The organism is Paenibacillus riograndensis SBR5 (assembly GCF_000981585.1).
GTDB classification, from domain to species: domain Bacteria; phylum Bacillota; class Bacilli; order Paenibacillales; family Paenibacillaceae; genus Paenibacillus_AQ; species Paenibacillus_AQ riograndensis.
The window spans coordinates 3,510,376-3,527,576 of record NZ_LN831776.1 but is presented as its reverse complement, the minus strand read 5'-3'; the positions used below and the strand labels follow the sequence as shown (position 1 = coordinate 3,527,576).

Sequence of the window (17,201 nt, the reverse complement as noted above, 5' to 3'; positions counted from 1 at the left end):
GTAAATTTTCGCAAATTCCGCCGCTTTCTTGAATACAAAAAACCGTCTTCTTTGTTCAATAATCAGGTTCAAACCGGCTGGTCCCCTACTGCGGCTTCATGAAATCCGTTGGTGTCTTCCCGGTCACCTTCTTGAACACCTGGCTGAAATATTGGGCGTTCCCGCCAAAGCCATACAGCTCCGCCAGCTCAAACACCTTCACATCCCCGCTGTGCAGAATATGCCCGGAGGCTTTGCCGATGCGGTAATTGGTGACGTAATTGGAGAATTTCTCGCCGGTCACCTTTTTGAAAATCTTCCCGAGGTAATCGGGATTCATGTACAGCATCTCCGCAGCCACCGAGCCGAGCGACAGCTCTGAGTTGCCGTAATCCGCCTCAATTATCCGCAGCATTTTATCCACAATGGAGGATTGGCGGCTGACAAAATGGCGTTCATACATAGCTGTAAGGCGTTCTGCGGCGCGCATGACCCCGGCCTTTAGACTCCCCAGTGTACCGAGCGCCGCCAGCTCTGCCAGCCCGGATGTAAAGCTGCTGCGCTCGTCCGGACTGCAGAGGCGGATCATGGCTGAATACAGCTGGAGCACATAGGAACGTGTCACATTGATATCAAACCGCTGGTCCGCAAGCACGCCGAATAAGCGCTCCAGCTCATTTTGTACAGCCGCTTGATCCCCGGCCTTAACCAGCAGGCAGATCTGCTCTTCCCCGAGATCGATTTCGCTGTGTACGCTGAGTTCATCCGCAGGAATGTCACTCCCGGTAATCAGACTGCCTTCTTCCAGATAAAAGCGGTGATTCATGCACTGCAGCGTCTGCCGGTAAAGACTACGTGAATGGATCATCCTTCCCTTGTCGCTGACGGCGATCGTCACATGGATTTGGTAAAAGTTAAAAAAGATTTCCTTCACTCCGGCAATCCGTTCCAGCAGATCACGCTGATTGTCTGCCTCTTCCGGCTGTTCCATCAGAATCAGCAGCTGTGAGCCGATCGTCGTGCTGAGAAGCACCTCGCTCAGCAGATCCCCGGCAATATTTTGCAGGGCGAACAAATGCTCATACTCAAAGGATTCCTCCAGCCTGAACAGGAGCAGCCGGACGTTTTTGCTGCCCAGCTCGATGCCGAACAATTCCTGGTAGTATTCCAGGTCACGGCTGCCGTAGGTTTTGTTGGATATCCATTCCTTCAGAAACTGCGCTTTGACATGCGGCAGCACCTTGGTCAGCCGATGCTTCATATCGGACATGAACTGCTCCCGGCTATGAAGTTCGTTCAGCTCCTGCACCAGCTCAGTCAGCGCCTCATGAATCTGCTGCTCATTGCAGGGCTTCAGCAGATAATGCTTTACTCCATGCTGCATGGCAGTGCAGGCATAATCGAAATCCTTGTATCCGGTCAGCATGACAAACTTTAGCCCCGGATAATGTACACTGCAACGCTCCACAAGCCCAAGTCCATCCAGCCCCGGCATGGAAATATCAGTGATGACGATGTCCGGACGAAGCCGCTCTATTTGGTCCAGCGCTTCGATTCCGTTGCGTGCCGTTCCCGCCAGCTCCGTACCCGCCTGTGCCCAATCCACCACCTGGGAGATTCCCTCCAGAATCAAGCGTTCATCATCTACCAGAAGCAGTTTGTACATGTCTGTATTCTCCTCTCACATACGGAATATGCACATGAATCGTCGTGCCTTCGCCGGGTCTGCTCTCAATCTCTGTTCCCCATTCCTGCCCAAAAACAATCTGGATGCGCTCCGCGATATTCGCCAGTCCAATCCCCTCGCCGCGTGTCTGAATCCGGCCCTGCTCCAGCCCGCGGATGAAATCAGCGGTCATGCCCGGCCCGTTGTCACTGACCCTCAGATCCAGGCCATCCTCCGTGCGGGAAATGGAGATTGAAATGACGCACGGCTCGATGTTCGGCTCCAGCGCATAACGGATCGCATTCTCCACCAGCGGCTGCAGGGTGAGCTTGGGAACCAGCGCATCCAGCAGACCGTCCGGCACATCCAGCCGGAAATCAAGCCGTTCCTCAAAGCGCGTCCGCTGGATAATCACATAGCTGCGGACGATGCTCAGCTCCTTTTCCAATGAAATGAGCGGATCCTTCAGTCCGATTGAGCTGCGCAGCAGGAACCCCAGCGCTTCGACCATATCTGATATCTGCTTCTGTTTGTTGACCTTCGCCAGCCAATTGATGGATTCCAGCGTATTGTACAGAAAATGGGGGTTGATCTGTGCCTGAAGCGCCTTCAATTCAGTTTCCCGGATCACCAGCTGCTTGGCATAATTCTCATCGATCAGCTCCCGGATGCGGCGGATCATCATTTGGAAGGTCCGGTTCAGCTGGCTTACTTCATCCTGCGCAGTCTGCGAGACAAAACCGAGCGCCTGCTCCTCCAGATTGTCGAGGTCCCCCTTTTCGATCCGCCGCATCTTCTCCGTCAGCTTGGAGACGGGCCGCACTATACTTCGTGCAAGCCTGTATCCCAGCAGCAGACCCAACAGCAGGATACAGCCAAAAATAATCACAACCAGCCTTTTGACAAACGTGATTTGCCGGAACATTTCATTAAACGGGGTAGCATTGATGTAGGTCCAGTCCATATAAGAGGAATTCGTCTTGGCAACAAAATAAGTGCCCTTGCTGTAGCCGACGGTCCTATACGCTTCAGGGCGCTGTACTTCTCCGGCCAGTTCCCCGGGGAGCAGCAGCGGTTCTCCGGGATAAACGGACCTTCCGGTCCCCTTATCCACTACGATCAGTTGCCCGCCATCCCCGGCAATGCTGGTGCTGTCGTCAATAATCCGCTCGACGCGGATACGTATGACAAGGGTCCCCAGATTATCCAGGGTGAAGGTGGACCCGGTATACGATTTAATCTGCCGTACGGCGAGCAGTGAGTTTTTACTGCCCTGGGTGTACCAGATGTTGCTTCCGGCACCTGCGATAGCGAGCGGTCTGAGCTGATCCTGCAGTGTTTCAGACAGCCACTCCCGGTTGCCGGCCGTCATCACACCGTCATTGGCATCCATCAGAATCATCGAATAGACATATTTCTCCGCACCCGCAAAGGCCACAAGCCGGTTGATAATCCTGTTATGCAGCACTTGCCTCTCATAAGGCGAAGGATTGTCCAAAAGCTGCCGCAGGCAGTTCTGAATTTGTTCATCCGCCACCACCGTGAACGACAGCTGCTCCAGCTCCTTCAGCTCGTTCTCAATACTGACCGAGGACATCCCCAGCACCTCTGAAGCCTTCTCATAAATCTGGCGGTCATAAATACGGTAGACGTACTGGAGGAAGATTAAAGAGAACAAAAAGGACAGGAGCAGCAAAAACGAAATCAGCATAATCATTTTGTTAAAGATTCCCGGGTTTTTGAAAGCGCTATTATTTTTGTAAAACAACATACCGATCACTCCGCTTTCTTTGTGGATTCTTCACTCATAGAAATATATACCAAAAAAAACTTGGAAAAGCAGTCACATTTGACTGCATCCAAGTTTTGGATTGTTCTCTATGCCCAGCTATACTTACCCCAGCATCATCCGGTCATCCGCCAGCTTATGTCCGCTGATGCCCTCGAATTCACCGAGCAGCCGCTCTACAGTGAGATCCTGCTTGCGGTCTTCATCGATGTCCAGAATAATGCTTCCCTTATCCATCATAATCAGCCGGTTTCCGAGACGGATAGCCTGCTCCATGTTATGGGTAACCATCAGTGTCGTCAGCTTCAGTTCACGGACGATGGACTCGGTTAAGCGGGTGATCAGCTCCGCGCGCGCGGGATCAAGCGCGGCTGTATGCTCATCCAGCAGCAGAATCTGCGGCTGGGTGAAGGTCGCCATAAGCAGGCTCAGCGCCTGCCGCTCTCCGCCGGAGAGCAGGCCTACCTTAGCCCGCAGGCGGTTCTCCAGGCCGATGCCAAGCCGGCTCAGCTGCTCCCGGAACAGGGTCCGGCGTGCAGCCGAGACGCCGAAGGACAAGCCCCGGCTCTGGCCCCGCTTGTAGGCCATCGCCAGATTCTCCTCGATCGTCATATGCGGAGCCGTGCCGGCCATTGGATCTTGAAAGACCCGTCCGATCCAGCGGGCCCGCTGGAATTCGGACTGTCCGCTGATCGAAGTGCCCTCAATGCGCACTTCTCCAAGATCAGGCTTCATTACGCCGGAAATCACATTCATCAGTGTGGACTTCCCGGCACCGTTGCTGCCGATGACGGTTACGAAATCACCGGCCCGCAGCTCAAGGTCAATACCGAGCAGCGCGATTTTCTCATCCGGGGTGCCCGGATTGAACAGCTTGGAGACATGGTCAAGCTTTAGCATCCGCTGCCCCCCCTTTCTTAGCCAGCGCCTGATTGGCAAGCTCTATGCTGCGTCTGCGCGCCAAGCGGTTCTGCTTCATGAAACGCTGGATCGACGGGAAGACCAGTGCAATAATAACAATGATTGCGGTAATCAGCTTCAGATCCGAAGCCTGCAGCCAAGGAACCCGCAGGGCCAGCGCCACAACGATACGGTAGACGATGGAGCCCAGGACGACGGCCAGGGTTGCCCGGAACACATTTCCGGCTCCAAAAATCGCCTCGCCGATTATGACCGAAGCCAGCCCGATAACGATCATGCCTATCCCCATTGTGGAATCGGCAAAGGAAGAATATTGCGCGATCAGCGCACCCGATAATGCCACCATCCCATTGGACAGGCTGATTCCAAGAATCGTTGTCGTATCCGTGTTCACCCCGAAGCTGCGTATCATCCGTGCATTGTCTCCGGTAGCCCGCAGGGCCAGACCCAGATCGGTGCGCAGGAACAGATCCAGCAGGATTTTGACGGCAATCATCACAAAGGGCATCACCAGCAGCGGATTAATGGAGGTAAATAGGGAATCCTCCCCCATCAGAGACACATTGGGCTTCACCAGAATCCGCAGGTTAATGGAATACAGTGCTATCATCATCAGAATCCCGGACAGCAGGCCATTAATCTTCCCCTTGGTGTGCAGCAGTCCGGTACACATCCCCGCTGCCATTCCTCCCGCCAGCGCACAGACCGTTGCCAGCCATGGCGAATAGCCGTGCGTGATCATCACTGCGGCAATCGCTCCGCCGGTCGTGAAGCTTCCATCCACAGTCAAATCCGGAAAATCAAGAATACGGAATGTAATATATACCCCTAAAGCCATAAAAGCATACAGCAAGCCCATTTCCACGGCTCCAAGTATTGAATCAACCATCGCTGACTTCCTCCCTCAAGCGGCAAGGGGCGTTCCCTGCGGAAGCACCCCATTATAATGTCTATAATTTATTGAATAATATTGTTGTCCGGATCGGATACTTTGGCCTTCATGGCATCCGTCACTTCAACACCTTGCGCCGCCGCAGCTTTTAAGTTAATGATAAGATCCAGCTTCTCCTGCATAGCCACCTTCATGTCTCCCGGCTTGGCACCGTTCTTCAGCACCTCCACAGCCATCTGGCCTACCTGGTAGCCATGATCATAATATTTGAAGCCCACGGTTGCAAAAGCCCCCTTCTCCACCGTATCGCGGTCTGCCGAGAAAAAAGGGATTTTGTTATCATTGGCAGTCTGAATGATCGTGTCAACTGCGCTTACGACCGAGTTGTCCAGCGTAATGTACAAAGCGTCCACACGGCCAACAAGCGACTCTGCCGCCTGTTTTACTTCTGAAGTGTTGGTGATTGCCGCTTTGACCAGCTCGATGCCATGCTTGTCCAGCTCTTTCTTCGCAGTCTCAGCCATAACTACCGCATTCGGCTCCCCTTCATTGATGATCAGACCCAGCTTTTTGACATTTGGGAACTGCTCGGAGATGAAGGTCATCAGGCGGGTGGTCGCCTCCGGGTTAGTGTCTGACGCTCCGGATACATTGCCGCCGGGATGCTCCAGATCCGTTACGATCTTGGCGTCGACCGGATCGGTTACTGCCGCGAACAGCACCGGTGTGTCCTTGCTTCCCGCCTGTACTAAAGCCTGTGCCGAAGGGGTGGCAATCCCCAGCACGAGATCATTTTTGTCTGCGGCAATCTTTTGGGCGATGGACAGGTTATTGGATGCGTCTGCCTGGGCATTCTCCAGATCCACCTTCAGATTCTCGCCTTCCACGATTCCGGCGTCTTTCAGCGCCGCCAGGAATCCTTCTCTGGTCGCATCCAGCGAGGGGTGCTCTACATACTGGGAGATGGCAATTTTGTAGGATTTCGTGTCAGAGCTTCCCGAGTCTGCCGTTTTATTGTTTGTGCCGCAGGCGGTAGCCGCCAGCATCAGACTTAGGCTTAACCCAAGCCATATCTTTTTTGTTTTCATCCTATTAAACCCCTCTTCTTCTTTTTACGGATTCAGCGCGTGTCCAGGTATCAGCGACTCAGCATTATTGCTTTTATCTATAAAAGCATTAAAGCGAAAAGTCCCCGCGAAACCCGCACCAAATCGTAACTATAATAAACTTATCTTATATAAAGGTTGATTTTCCGTCAATCACTTAGGTACCACCACTATTTACAATAAACGCACAAAGATGGACAATGGACAGCTTCAAACAGAGTTGCTTTGACATAGATTGCCTTCGGCCCCTCTACATAAAAAAATACCCGGACGCGCAAACTTTACTTACAGTTTGAACATGGAGCGTGCCAAAATGACCTTGAAATCTGTTAAAACCATTGCCGCCGCTGTTTTGCTGACTTCGGCCATGGTATCTATTACCGCTTGCAGCTACAATAAACCCGGCCAGAAACCAAAGGTCAATTCCGTGACACCTGCCGGAACGCTCTCAGGGAGCTACTATGAAAAATCCTCCTTCACCGACAGGCAGGGGAAATATTGGATTCCTTTGAAACCTGCAGCAGCGTCCATCGGCTACCGGATGAAGGATGACACCGCCAGCGGCGGTTATGCCAAAATCGGTTATACCGACGTCATGTACATGCTTCACCCCGATTCTGCCCAGGTGTTCTCTTTGGGAGAAAAGATAACGCTGCCGGATGCCCCAGTGCGGAGGAATGGCCAGCTTTATATCACGCCAACGGCATTGTCCAAGCTGCTGCAAACAGAGGTCGGCTGGAACCCGAGTACCGGTGAGATCAACATTGCTTCCCCTTCGGACCATAAGGATAGCGGACATGCCGGGACAACTGAACAGCCAAAGTCCCTGCGTATTCAGAGTCTGTCTGCTGCGGACAGCAGCGAGCTGGTTGCCTACGCCAAGAAGTACCTGGGCGTCCCTTATGAATTCGGTGCAGGCCCGTACGAAGAGACCCACCGGTTCGACTGTTCCTCGTTCACCCGGCATGTCTTCAAAAAATTCGGGGTGGATCTGCCCCGTCTAGCCAAAGACCAGGATAATCTGGGCAGACGGGTCAGCCGCAGTGAACTTGAAATCGGCGATCTGATCTTCTTCACAGTGCCCGGGCGTTTTGAGAGTGATGCCATTCCGGGACATGTCGGCATCTATATCGGTAACGGCAAGTTCATTCATACCTGGGGTGATCCGGGCGTGCAGATCAGCGACCTGGACAGCGGCTATTGGAGCAATGTCATCCTGCATATGCAGAGAGTGCTCTAACCCGCCCCCAGCTTGGCCCCAACAACAATGCAAGGAGATCCCGTCTTCGGACAGCCGAAGCTCAAGATCTCCTTGCATTTTTTTGATCAGTCCCAGGTTTTGCTTTTTCCGCTGATCCGCAGCCCTATCTTCACCAGTTCTGGAAAGAAGCACATCGGGTGCGCCTTTGGTCAGCACCCCGAACCGGCCGTCTTCCACCTCATGGACTGTTGTCATCAGCTTGCGGAGTCATTGCAGAGCGTCATCGCCTGCACCAGCCGTTCACGGCCTTGAAGCCCGTCAATGGACGAGCCGGCATCCACCTTTTGCCCGTCTACATACAGCTTCTCCACCGTCATTTTGTTCAGGGCCAGCGTTCCGGTCTTATCCGAGCAGATAATTTCCGTGCTGCCCAGCGTCTCCACCGCCGGGAGCTTGCGGATAATCGCCTTGCGTTTGGCCATCCGCTGCACACCAAGCGCCAGAATGATGGTAACGATGGCGGGCAGCCCTTCGGGAATAGCGGCTACGGCGAGCGATATAGAGGTCAGCAGCATATCCAGCAGCTCCCGGCCCTCCAGCAAACCGACGGCAAAAATCACAACGCATACTCCCAATTTGGCAGCTCCTTCCCCAATATCAAGATACAAGCTTTCCTCGTTACATGGAGTTTTACCGCACAAACCCTTTGAACCGGGTTCTCTGATAGCTGAGCGGCTGGAAATCATCAAAAGCGTTAAAACTGCCCCATCCGTTCAAATTCATCTCTTCCTCTGCAAATTGATTTTAAAAAGTTAATTTTACTACGAATTACGCGGTATATCTGGTCCGGTTTCGTTTTTTCGCGCTTATTTTCCGCAAAAAAATCGGGATCCGATTTGGCTCACCCCAAGATCGTATGTTATGGTTACTATACAAGATACAGTAAGGAGGTGATCCCGGGATGACATATATAGCGCGTTCCCCCCTGTTTAAGCGGCTAAGATTCGTTCTTGTTCCTCTGCTGCTGCTGTCCTTGCTGACGGTAAATTTTCAGGTTCCTGACAGCGGCGGGGAAGAGCATACCCGCAATGAAATTGAACACTACGGGCATAAAATGATTCAGCCAATCCGTACTCATCCGGCGCAGTCAAAAGTTCTTCCGCCTCAGCGCCTGAACTATTCCGGGATCACCCCGCCGCAGGCACCGGTGACTTCCGCCACAGTGCCTGCAGTATCGCTGTGTCCCATTATTTATTTGATCAAGAAGCGGCTGCTGCTGTATCCGCTTAAATATACCTCGCATTATGTGGGCAGATAATGACCAATCACCCGATACGATATGCAATACCTTGCATTTATTTTCATGAATTATGAAGCTACTAAATGACATCCAACTGGAGGATTGAACTTCATGAATTATAGAGAATCGGATTTGCCGGGAATCGGCAAAAAGTTCGTGATGCAGACGCGCAGCGGCGATAAACTGGTCGTGATCGTCCATGATGACGGCAGACGCGAGCTGTACCATTTTGAATATGACGACCCGGACCAGAGCATCTCCATGATTACATTGGACGATGATGAAGCGCGGTATATCTCCGCTATCGTCGGGGGAATTACCTATAAACCAAAAGCTCTGGAATCCATCGAGGTAGCCCTGGACGACCTGATTATCGAATGGTACCGGCTGGAGCAGGACTTCAAATGCATCGGACACAGCATCGGCGAATTGGATATCCGTGCCCGCGCAGGGATCACCATTATTGCGATTATTGAGAAAAACCATCAAAAACACATCAATCCCGGCCCGGAAGTGTTGCTGCCTGCAGAGTGCACCGTTGTTGCGGCCGGGGAAAGACATCAGCACAAACAGTTCAAACACATTCTGCGGAACGGATGTGGTTAATGGATGAATCATTATATCGTATTTGAAGTCGGCCTCGCACTGGTGCTGATCGCCCTTGCCGGTCTGGTCTCCACCAAGCTGCGTTTTTCCGTAATTCCGTTCTACATTCTGATCGGCATGGCTGTAGGCCCGCATGCCTTCAAAATATGGCACCTGGACTTCCGTTTCATCGAGAGCGCCGCCCTGATAGAATTTATGGGCCGGATCGGTGTCCTCTTCCTCTTGTTCTATCTGGGCCTGGAGTTTTCCGTAGGCCGCCTCGTCAAAGCCGGACGCTCGATTGTCACGGGCGGAACCATCTACATTCTGATCAACTTTACGCTCGGACTTGTCCTCGGCTGGGGACTCGGATTCCCGCTGGAGGAGATCCTCGTGATCGCCGGGATTACGACCATTTCCTCCAGTGCAATCGTCGCCAAGGTGCTGGTCGATCTCAAGCGCACCGCCAACCCCGAAACCGAGATGATTCTCGGGATCATCATGTTTGAGGATGTTTTCCTCGCCGTCTACATTTCCATTCTGTCCGGTCTGGTCCTCAGCGGCTCCTCTTCATTAGGAGGCGTACTGCTGTCCGCGCTGATCGCGCTGGGGTATATGCTGGCGCTGCTGGTCATTGGCCGCAAGCTGGTACCCTGGCTGAACCGGGTACTGAATATCCGCTCCGGTGAGCTTTTTGCGCTCGTCATCTTCGCTGCGCTCTTTCTGATCGCCGGCTTCTCCGAGACCATTCATGTGGCTGAAGCCATCGGTGCATTGCTCGTCGGACTGGTGCTCGCCGAAACCGAGCATGTCAAGCGGATTGAGAAGCTGGTGATTCCCTTCCGCGACTTTTTCGGAGCCATCTTCTTCTTCAGCTTCGGGCTGACGATTGATCCGCTGTCCTTGGGCGGTGACGCACTCTGGTACTCACTTGCCGCAGTCATCATTACTTTGATCGGGAATTTCGCCGCAGGCATGCTGGCCGGACGCAGCGCCGGGCTCAGCCCGCGGTCTTCCGCCAACATCGGCCTGACCATTGTCTCCAGAGGCGAGTTCTCCATTATCATGGCCAATCTTGGCAAAGCCGGCGGCCTGTTGGCCATTTTGCAGCCTTTTGCCGCCATGTACGTGCTGATTCTAGCTATACTCGGCCCGTTGCTGACCAAAGAATCCAAAACCATCTACAAGCTTCTGGATAAAGTATTTAAATTCGAGAAGCGGCACCTGGCCCGTTCCTCCAGACAGGCCGCTACCGCAACGGACAACGAGTAATGTCCGGTTCTCTCTTGGAAGGGAGGAGAGCATATGAATACTCTTAGGAAGAACGGTAAACCGTTTCGGCAGCGCATGGGTGTCCGCGTCCTCGGTGTCATTGCCGGAGGGCTGCTCGCAGCGGTCGGACTTGAGCTGTTTCTGATGCCGCATCAGCTTGTTCCCGGCGGAATTGCCGGCCTGTCGGCACTTTTTGCACACACTACGGAAATGCGGCTGGGGCTGTTCCTGTTCTTGTTCAACCTGCCGTTTATTCTGATCTCACGCAGACAGATTCATCTGCGCTTTGCGCTCTATGTGATGCTTGGATTAGTCTGCCTGACTGCGGGTTCACTGGCCCTGCACCGTTTCCCGTCCCTGACGGGCGAACCGCTGACGGCCTCCATTGCCGGAGGGCTCTCACTGGGCTTCGGCATCGGCATCTCCATCCGCTTTGGCGGAATGAGCGGTGGAGCCGGAGATCCGGGTTATGCCCTCCTCAGCCAGGGGCCGGCGAAATCGGCTGAATACATCATTATGGTCTTCAACTGCACCATATTATTGTGCGGAGGCGCGTTGTTCGGCTGGGATCAGGCTATGTATTCCATACTTGCCTATCTGCTGGCTTTTGAGGCTGTGAGGATCTGTATAAGAGATCTCTCCCGCACCCGCGCGGTTTGGATTACCAGCAGCCGTCCCGAAGAGATCCGCCTTGCGCTTCACCGCAAGCTGGCCCGCGAGGCCAAGCTTATCCGTGCTTCAGGCGCCAAGGGCCAGCCGGGGACCCTGTTCTGTATAGCAAGCAAGCTGGAGGAGGAAGAGCTGGCCACCATCGTCCGCACCTGCGATCAGGACAGCCAGATCGTCTTCCGGTCCACCCGGCGCGGGCGGCGGGCTGCCCGGTTCCGGGATTAGCCGCGGGCGCGATTCTTGGGTAAGAATACACAAATAGACAAGAGCTTGTATCACTTAGATACAAGCTCTTTTTGTACTAAAGCCCCTTTTTATTGAATTAACCCTGTGTGATCTTATGTGATGTTGGTAAAATAGAAAACAATGCCATCAGAGCCTCCCGGTTATGTCACTTGTTGCTGGTCTTCTTGATCAAGTCCACGCCATCGTATGCCAGACTTTCCACACTCACAGCCTTCTGCAGTATATAATGATCAAAAAAGTTCTTCGTATAGTCTGTAACAAGATTTCGCATCTCCATAGCATCCCGTTCGCCTCTCAATTGCTCATTAACACTGGTAAACACGATGTCGCAGTAATCTAAATGCGCAACACGATCAACAGAGAAATAATAGGTTTCCATGCTATTGTTAGCGCCAATGATCGCATTCATATTATAGTTGGGTTCACGAAACAGAAGCAGGAAGGGAGTCTTAAGGTCGCTGCCGAGAAGACCGAACGCCCCGCTATCCAAGCCAATTCCGCAGGCGAACCGGTCGTCGTCCCGGCAAACCATCGCCGTCGTAAGCCCTCCATAAGAATGTCCGATGATGCCCATACCGATGTCAAAAAGTAATCTGCCCTCAAAGATGGAATTCTGCTCTCCAGCGTCCAGTTTGTACAGATAATCGGCTACAGTTCTCACATCTTCTGCTTGCAACTCACTATACTCTGTTACCCTGGAAATAATCGGCAGTGTAAGCACGTTACGGCACATCTGGGCGGCAGTTTCATCGTCAGGGCGCATCTCCATTTTGCCAGCCAACGCCTGCATCCCCGGATCTTCAGACAACGCCATTATGGCATCCGAGAAATCCTCGGACACATTAAACAGGCGCCCGTCTTTACGCTTATACATCGTGCTGTTCGGATGCCCGATGCTTACCACAACATATCCTATGCTGGCCATGTCTGTACAGAGCACTGTACCCCATTCTGGAGAACCACCCCCGCCGCAGACATAGAATAACACCGGATAGCGCTTCTCCTTCCCGGAGAGAGCAAGGTCATCGTAACACTGGGTCTTGATATCTATAGAGAAAAACCCCTTTCCTTCAAGATACGCACTGATAAGCGGCTGCTCATTCAACATGTCGTATACCTCAGGAAACATGTAAGTTGATGTAGACTTACCTTCGCTACTGTCGGACGGATAGTACACAAACGCCGTCAGTTCTCTTTTTGAGTGATCTGATGCCGTGTACTCAAAATCCATCTGGGTTCGACCGACAGTATAGCTGCCAATGGGTTCCGGAAATGCGTCATATGTTTTCATTTTCTTGTTCCTCCTTAATTAATAAAAGTGGCGAATGTGAAATACATACATTTCTACTCCTTGGCTTTCTTGAAATCGCTAACAATTTCAGAATATTTATGATCTTCAAGCAGCCCATGACCCATAAAGTCAGCAAAGTACTTGCTAATCTTATGTTGCAGCTTAGTGTCCTTAATATCGAATTCCCTAAAAAACATGACTAAATTAAACTGCATGGACTCAAACATAAAAGAAATCAGGTCGTCGTCAATATCAGGCCGGAGATATCCATCAACCCTCATCCGGCGTAAAATGTCCTTGATTAAGGGGAATGACTCGCCCTTTAGCACATTCAGATATATTTTAAGCAAAATGTTCTCAGTAATGTATAAAAATGTTTCAGTGAGTTTGACTTCCAGCTCATTCAGCGGCTCGGTCACAATGCCATTAACGTTACCAAATAAGCCAGCAAGGAAAAACTGGAAAAGGGGATCTTCATTACTGTTATTAAAATACGCAGCTCTTTTCTGGGTCACATTACGTATTAGGTGACAATAAAGGTCATCTTTGTCTTCAAAATACCGATAAAATGTTCCGGGGTGCATGGACAAACTATCCAAAACCATCTTCATAGTGATATCCTCGTAAAGATTATTAACAAAAAGATGCATAGCGCTAATAGATATTTCCTCGCGCCTTGCTTCATCTAAACGAAAGAAAGTATTTTTTGGCATAGAATACTCCTTAATGTGAGGTGTGAATACATTCACACTATAACGATAATATATTCACATGTCAAGTAGTCAAGCAGGATTGAAATATGAATATCATCTGCCCCCCGGCGAACTTGTTGACTCTATTGTTTCCCAAACTACAGGCAAAAAGCGTTCCCGCTGAATTCAGCGGGAACGCTTTTTAATGTACACCGGCTTGTGCCATTTTTATTGCCTGAGCTGCAGCCCTCTACCGAAACATCCCCCACAACCGGATCAAATGAAATGTATTGTTGGGGTCAATCTTCTGGGCAATTACAAACTTTACAATTTGTTCTTCCTGTGCCGAGGTCAGCTTTTCCCCCAGTATTGCCGAAGCTTTGCGCACCAGTCTGTGCACCACCGAAGTGTTCTGAAGCTCCTGTTTGGAGATTCCGTTGATCAAATTCTTCACTCGTTCTTTAACAGCCGGATTCTTCATCTTCAGCTTGATGCGATCCACCAGCTGGGGACTGATACCAAATTGCTGATAGCCCACGCGCAGCACCTCCTGTCATATTCCAATCATTCACAGTATATGAGGGAAAGCCGGTGCATGTGCCTAATTAATCGATGATATCCCCTTGAAAAATTTGCTCGTTCTGCAGATAGGTCCGCAGCGGCGCATAATCAGCGGAAGTCCAAAAATCGGTTTCCTTGAGCAGCTCCGCTGCATCATCCCTGGCTTGCTCCAGCACTTCGAAATCGGCGGTCATGTCTGCCAGCCTGAACTCCGGCAGTCCGCTCTGCTTGGTCCCGAAGAAATCTCCTGGCCCCCGCAGCTCCAAGTCTCTGCGCGACACCTCGAAGCCGTCATCCGTATCGGTCATCGCAGTCATCCGCTCACGCCCGATTTCGGACTTCGGATCAGCTACAAGCACACAGAAGGAAGCGTGCTGGCCACGCCCGACCCGGCCGCGCAGCTGATGCAGCTGGGACAATCCAAAGCGGTCCGCATCCATAATGATCATCAGCGTGGCATTGGGAACATCGACACCGACCTCTACAACGGTCGTGGAGACGAGCAGCTGAATTTCATTGTTGTAGAAGGCGCGCATGACTTCATCTTTTTCCCCGGGGGTCATCCGCCCGTGAAGCAGGCCCACCTTGTAGTGGGGAAAAGCCTGCGACATTTGGATATGCAGGTCAATCGCATTCTGCACATCCAGCTTTTCCGATTCCTCAATCAGCGGACAAATCAGATAAGCCTGCCTGCCTTGGTCGACCTCGCGGTTGACCAGCTTCAGCACCCGTTCCATCAGATCAGGTTTGACCCAGTAAGTCATGATCGGTACGCGCCCCTTCGGCCGCTCCGAAAGCGTGGATACATCCATATCGCCAAAGACAGTAATCGCCAGCGTACGCGGAATGGGCGTAGCTGTCATGGTCAGCACATCCGGGTTATAGCCCTTGCGGCGCAGAATACTGCGCTGGTTCACGCCGAAACGGTGCTGCTCATCCGTAACTACCATCCCCAGCCCGCGGAAAAACACATCCTCCTGAATCAAGGCATGCGTACCGACTACAATATCGAGCATTCCCATTTGCAGCGAGGCCAGCAGATCCTTGCGTTTGCGTCCGGTCACACTTCCCGTCAGCAGGCCTACGGTAATTCCGAACGGCTCAAACATCTTGGTAAGCGACCGCATATGCTGCTCTGCCAGAATTTCGGTAGGCACCATCAGCGCCCCCTGAAATCCGGATTTCACGGTAGCATAGAGGGCAATTGCCGCCAGTACGGTTTTGCCTGAACCTACATCGCCCTGCAAAAGACGGTTCATGCAATACGGTGAACGCATATCCTGCAGGATTTCCAGTTCAACGCGCTTCTGGGCATCCGTCAGTTCAAAAGGCAGGCTGCGGACAAACGTCCGGACCGTGGCGTTGTCAACCGTATGTACCACACCGTCCATTCTGCCGCGGTTCAGCACACGGAAAGCCTGTACTTTGAGCTGAAACAAAAAAAGCTCCTCATACACCATCCGGCGCCGCCCCTGCTGGCCCTCGCGTGTATCCTCCGGCCGGTGAATCGTAGCAATGGCCCGTTTGCGGGACAAGAAATCATATTTCCATATAATTGAATGCGGAAGAATTTCGGGAATCAGGTCGCCATATTGCTGCAGCCCCTGATTGATTATTTTGCGTATCCAGGTTTGCGTGATCTTGCCCCCAACGGAATAGACCGGCTGCAAGGTGCCGATCTTCCCTTCTCCCCGGTCCGTGAATTCATAATCCGTCACGGTGATGGCATTCCGCTTCTGATCCCATTTACCGGTAATCACAATTTCGCGCTGGGCTGTCAGCTGTTCCCGCACATAATGCTGGTTGAACCAGGTTGCGGTGAACATCCACGGCTCGGCTATCATTTTGCAGCTCAACCGGGATTTGCCCCCAAAGCGCTGCAATACCGGGATGCCAATAACCTTTGCAACAAGCGTCGCTTTGTCGCCATGTTTGATTTCGCTCAAGCTGCGCGGCCGGAAATCATCATAGCGGAATGGATAATACTCCAGCAAATCCTTGACTGTAAAGACGCCAAAGGCGTGAAGCTCGTTTTGCTTTTGAGCGCTCACGCCATTTATTTGTTTCACTTCGATTGAATCCAAAGAAATCCCCATGTTCATCCCCTATTTACGCGGGCCAGATGAATACGGCTAAAGTACCGTTGCCGACATGGCTCCCTACTACAGGGCCCACGTTCGTCAGCACTTTCTCTTCCAGGGTGAAGTGTCCGGCCAATTCCTTAAGGAACTCTTCGCCGGAAGCCGGTTCAGCCGTATGACCCACGGCCACATTGATTTTGTCCACACCCGGCAGATCCTGTTTGAACAGCTCGATCATGCGGGCTACTGCCTTCTTGCGGCCCCTGACCTTCTCGACCGCGTAAATGATTCCTTCCGCATCAATAGAAAGGATCGGTTTGATGTTCAGCAGCGTTCCCAGAAAAGCGGAGGCTTTGCCTATTCTGCCGCCCTTTTGCAGATATTCCAGCGTATCGACCAGGAAATACAGCTTACGGGACTGGCGGAGACGCTCTGCCTGTGCCAGAATCTCCTCCGGGTCATGTCCTTCCGCAGCCAGCCGTGCCGCCTCGACCACCATAAAGCCGAATCCATAGGAAGCGGAAAGTGAATCCACAACCGTGATCGACTCTCCCTTCTCTTCCAGCATGGATTTAGCCAGAACAGCCGATTGATACGTGCCGCTAAGACCCGAGGATATATGAAATGAAAGGATGCGGCAGCCCGGATAACGTTCCTGAATACCCTGATATACATTCATATACTCAACCGGTGACGGCTGGGAGGTAGTCGGCAGCGAAGTGGAGCGGGGAAGACGTTCATAGAATTGCTCCGGTGTCATATCCACATTATCCCGGAATGCTTCCTCACCGAACATTAGAGTCAGTGGAACGACCTCGATGCCTAAAGCTTCGGCCATGGTCGGCGGGATATCGGAAGTGCTGTCGGTGACGATAACGGTACGATTCATGGTATACCTCCCCTGACTATGTTTGGACAGAAGCGCCGGACGCTCACTTGATCATTGTTAA

The 17,201-nt window shown here is 52.1% G+C and carries 15 protein-coding genes and 1 pseudogene; 5 read left to right on the top strand and 11 right to left on the bottom strand.

Going from position 1 to position 17,201, the window contains the following annotated elements:
* Positions 1–85: 85 nt before the first annotated feature.
* The 5 genes from PRIO_RS14620 to PRIO_RS14600 all read right to left on the bottom strand — a co-directional run bounded on the left by PRIO_RS14620 (position 86) and on the right by PRIO_RS14600 (position 6,335).
* Positions 86–1,645: a response regulator gene (locus PRIO_RS14620; RefSeq protein WP_020431338.1), complete on the bottom strand. Its 1,560-nt coding sequence runs from the start codon at positions 1,643–1,645 to the stop codon at positions 86–88.
* Entirely contained in the window at positions 1,620–3,362 is a 1,743-nt protein-coding gene (locus tag PRIO_RS14615) for a sensor histidine kinase (RefSeq protein WP_231869892.1), read from the bottom strand. Before PRIO_RS14615 ends, PRIO_RS14620 begins: the two co-directional genes overlap by 26 nt.
* Before the next feature lie 177 nt (positions 3,363–3,539).
* Positions 3,540–4,334: an ABC transporter ATP-binding protein gene (locus tag PRIO_RS14610; RefSeq protein ID WP_020431340.1), complete on the bottom strand. Its 795-nt coding sequence runs from the start codon at positions 4,332–4,334 to the stop codon at positions 3,540–3,542.
* On the bottom strand, positions 4,321–5,244 hold the full coding sequence (locus PRIO_RS14605) for an ABC transporter permease (RefSeq protein WP_020431341.1): 924 nt from the start codon (positions 5,242–5,244) through the stop codon (positions 4,321–4,323). The genes PRIO_RS14610 and PRIO_RS14605 overlap by 14 nt, the downstream gene beginning before the upstream one ends.
* A gap of 68 nt (positions 5,245–5,312) precedes the next feature.
* Positions 5,313–6,335 (bottom strand): ABC transporter substrate-binding protein, encoded by a 1,023-nt coding sequence (locus tag PRIO_RS14600; protein WP_046503153.1) that lies wholly within the window; start codon positions 6,333–6,335, stop codon positions 5,313–5,315.
* 316 nt (positions 6,336–6,651) lie between these two features.
* Here PRIO_RS14600 and PRIO_RS14595 point away from each other — a divergent pair, with 316 nt between their 5' ends.
* Complete coding sequence (locus tag PRIO_RS14595; RefSeq protein ID WP_231869891.1) at positions 6,652–7,593, top strand: C40 family peptidase; 942 nt, start codon at positions 6,652–6,654, stop codon at positions 7,591–7,593.
* A gap of 316 nt (positions 7,594–7,909) precedes the next feature.
* On the opposite strand, the pseudogene PRIO_RS14590 reads toward PRIO_RS14595, so the two are convergent.
* Positions 7,910–8,180, bottom strand: a pseudogene (locus tag PRIO_RS14590) (HAD-IC family P-type ATPase); the annotation flags it as partial.
* Between the two features lie 335 nt (positions 8,181–8,515).
* Between PRIO_RS14590 and PRIO_RS14585 the strand changes: the two are divergent.
* From PRIO_RS14585 to PRIO_RS14570, 4 genes are all read left to right on the top strand, one after another.
* Complete coding sequence (locus PRIO_RS14585) at positions 8,516–8,872, top strand: hypothetical protein (RefSeq protein WP_020431345.1); 357 nt, start codon at positions 8,516–8,518, stop codon at positions 8,870–8,872.
* Positions 8,873–8,965: 93 nt separating this feature from the next.
* The gene (locus PRIO_RS14580; protein ID WP_020431346.1) at positions 8,966–9,460 is read left to right on the top strand and encodes a cation:proton antiporter regulatory subunit; all 495 of its coding nucleotides are present in this window, start codon (positions 8,966–8,968) and stop codon (positions 9,458–9,460) included.
* 3 nt (positions 9,461–9,463) lie between these two features.
* Positions 9,464–10,711 carry a cation:proton antiporter gene (locus PRIO_RS14575; RefSeq protein WP_020431347.1) on the top strand — a complete coding sequence of 416 codons (1,248 nt, stop codon included), beginning with the start codon at positions 9,464–9,466 and terminating at the stop codon, positions 10,709–10,711.
* A 33-nt stretch (positions 10,712–10,744) separates the two neighbouring features.
* Positions 10,745–11,605: a YitT family protein gene (locus PRIO_RS14570; protein WP_020431348.1), complete on the top strand. Its 861-nt coding sequence runs from the start codon at positions 10,745–10,747 to the stop codon at positions 11,603–11,605.
* 166 nt (positions 11,606–11,771) lie between these two features.
* Here the strand turns inward: PRIO_RS14570 and PRIO_RS14565 are convergent, their stop codons facing one another.
* The 5 genes from PRIO_RS14565 to PRIO_RS14545 all read right to left on the bottom strand — a co-directional run bounded on the left by PRIO_RS14565 (position 11,772) and on the right by PRIO_RS14545 (position 17,140).
* Entirely contained in the window at positions 11,772–12,917 is a 1,146-nt protein-coding gene (locus PRIO_RS14565) for an alpha/beta hydrolase (RefSeq protein WP_046503147.1), read from the bottom strand.
* Between the two features lie 53 nt (positions 12,918–12,970).
* On the bottom strand, positions 12,971–13,630 hold the full coding sequence (locus PRIO_RS14560; protein ID WP_046503145.1) for a TetR/AcrR family transcriptional regulator: 660 nt from the start codon (positions 13,628–13,630) through the stop codon (positions 12,971–12,973).
* Between the two features lie 229 nt (positions 13,631–13,859).
* Positions 13,860–14,147, bottom strand: coding sequence for a stage VI sporulation protein F (locus PRIO_RS14555; RefSeq protein WP_020431353.1), 288 nt, complete (start codon positions 14,145–14,147; stop codon positions 13,860–13,862).
* A gap of 67 nt (positions 14,148–14,214) precedes the next feature.
* A complete protein-coding gene (gene recG / locus PRIO_RS14550; protein ID WP_020431354.1) occupies positions 14,215–16,266 on the bottom strand; it encodes an ATP-dependent DNA helicase RecG in 2,052 nt (683 codons plus the stop codon).
* Positions 16,267–16,279: 13 nt separating this feature from the next.
* Positions 16,280–17,140 (bottom strand): DegV family protein, encoded by an 861-nt coding sequence (locus tag PRIO_RS14545; RefSeq protein ID WP_020431356.1) that lies wholly within the window; start codon positions 17,138–17,140, stop codon positions 16,280–16,282.
* Positions 17,141–17,201 lie beyond the last annotated feature (61 nt).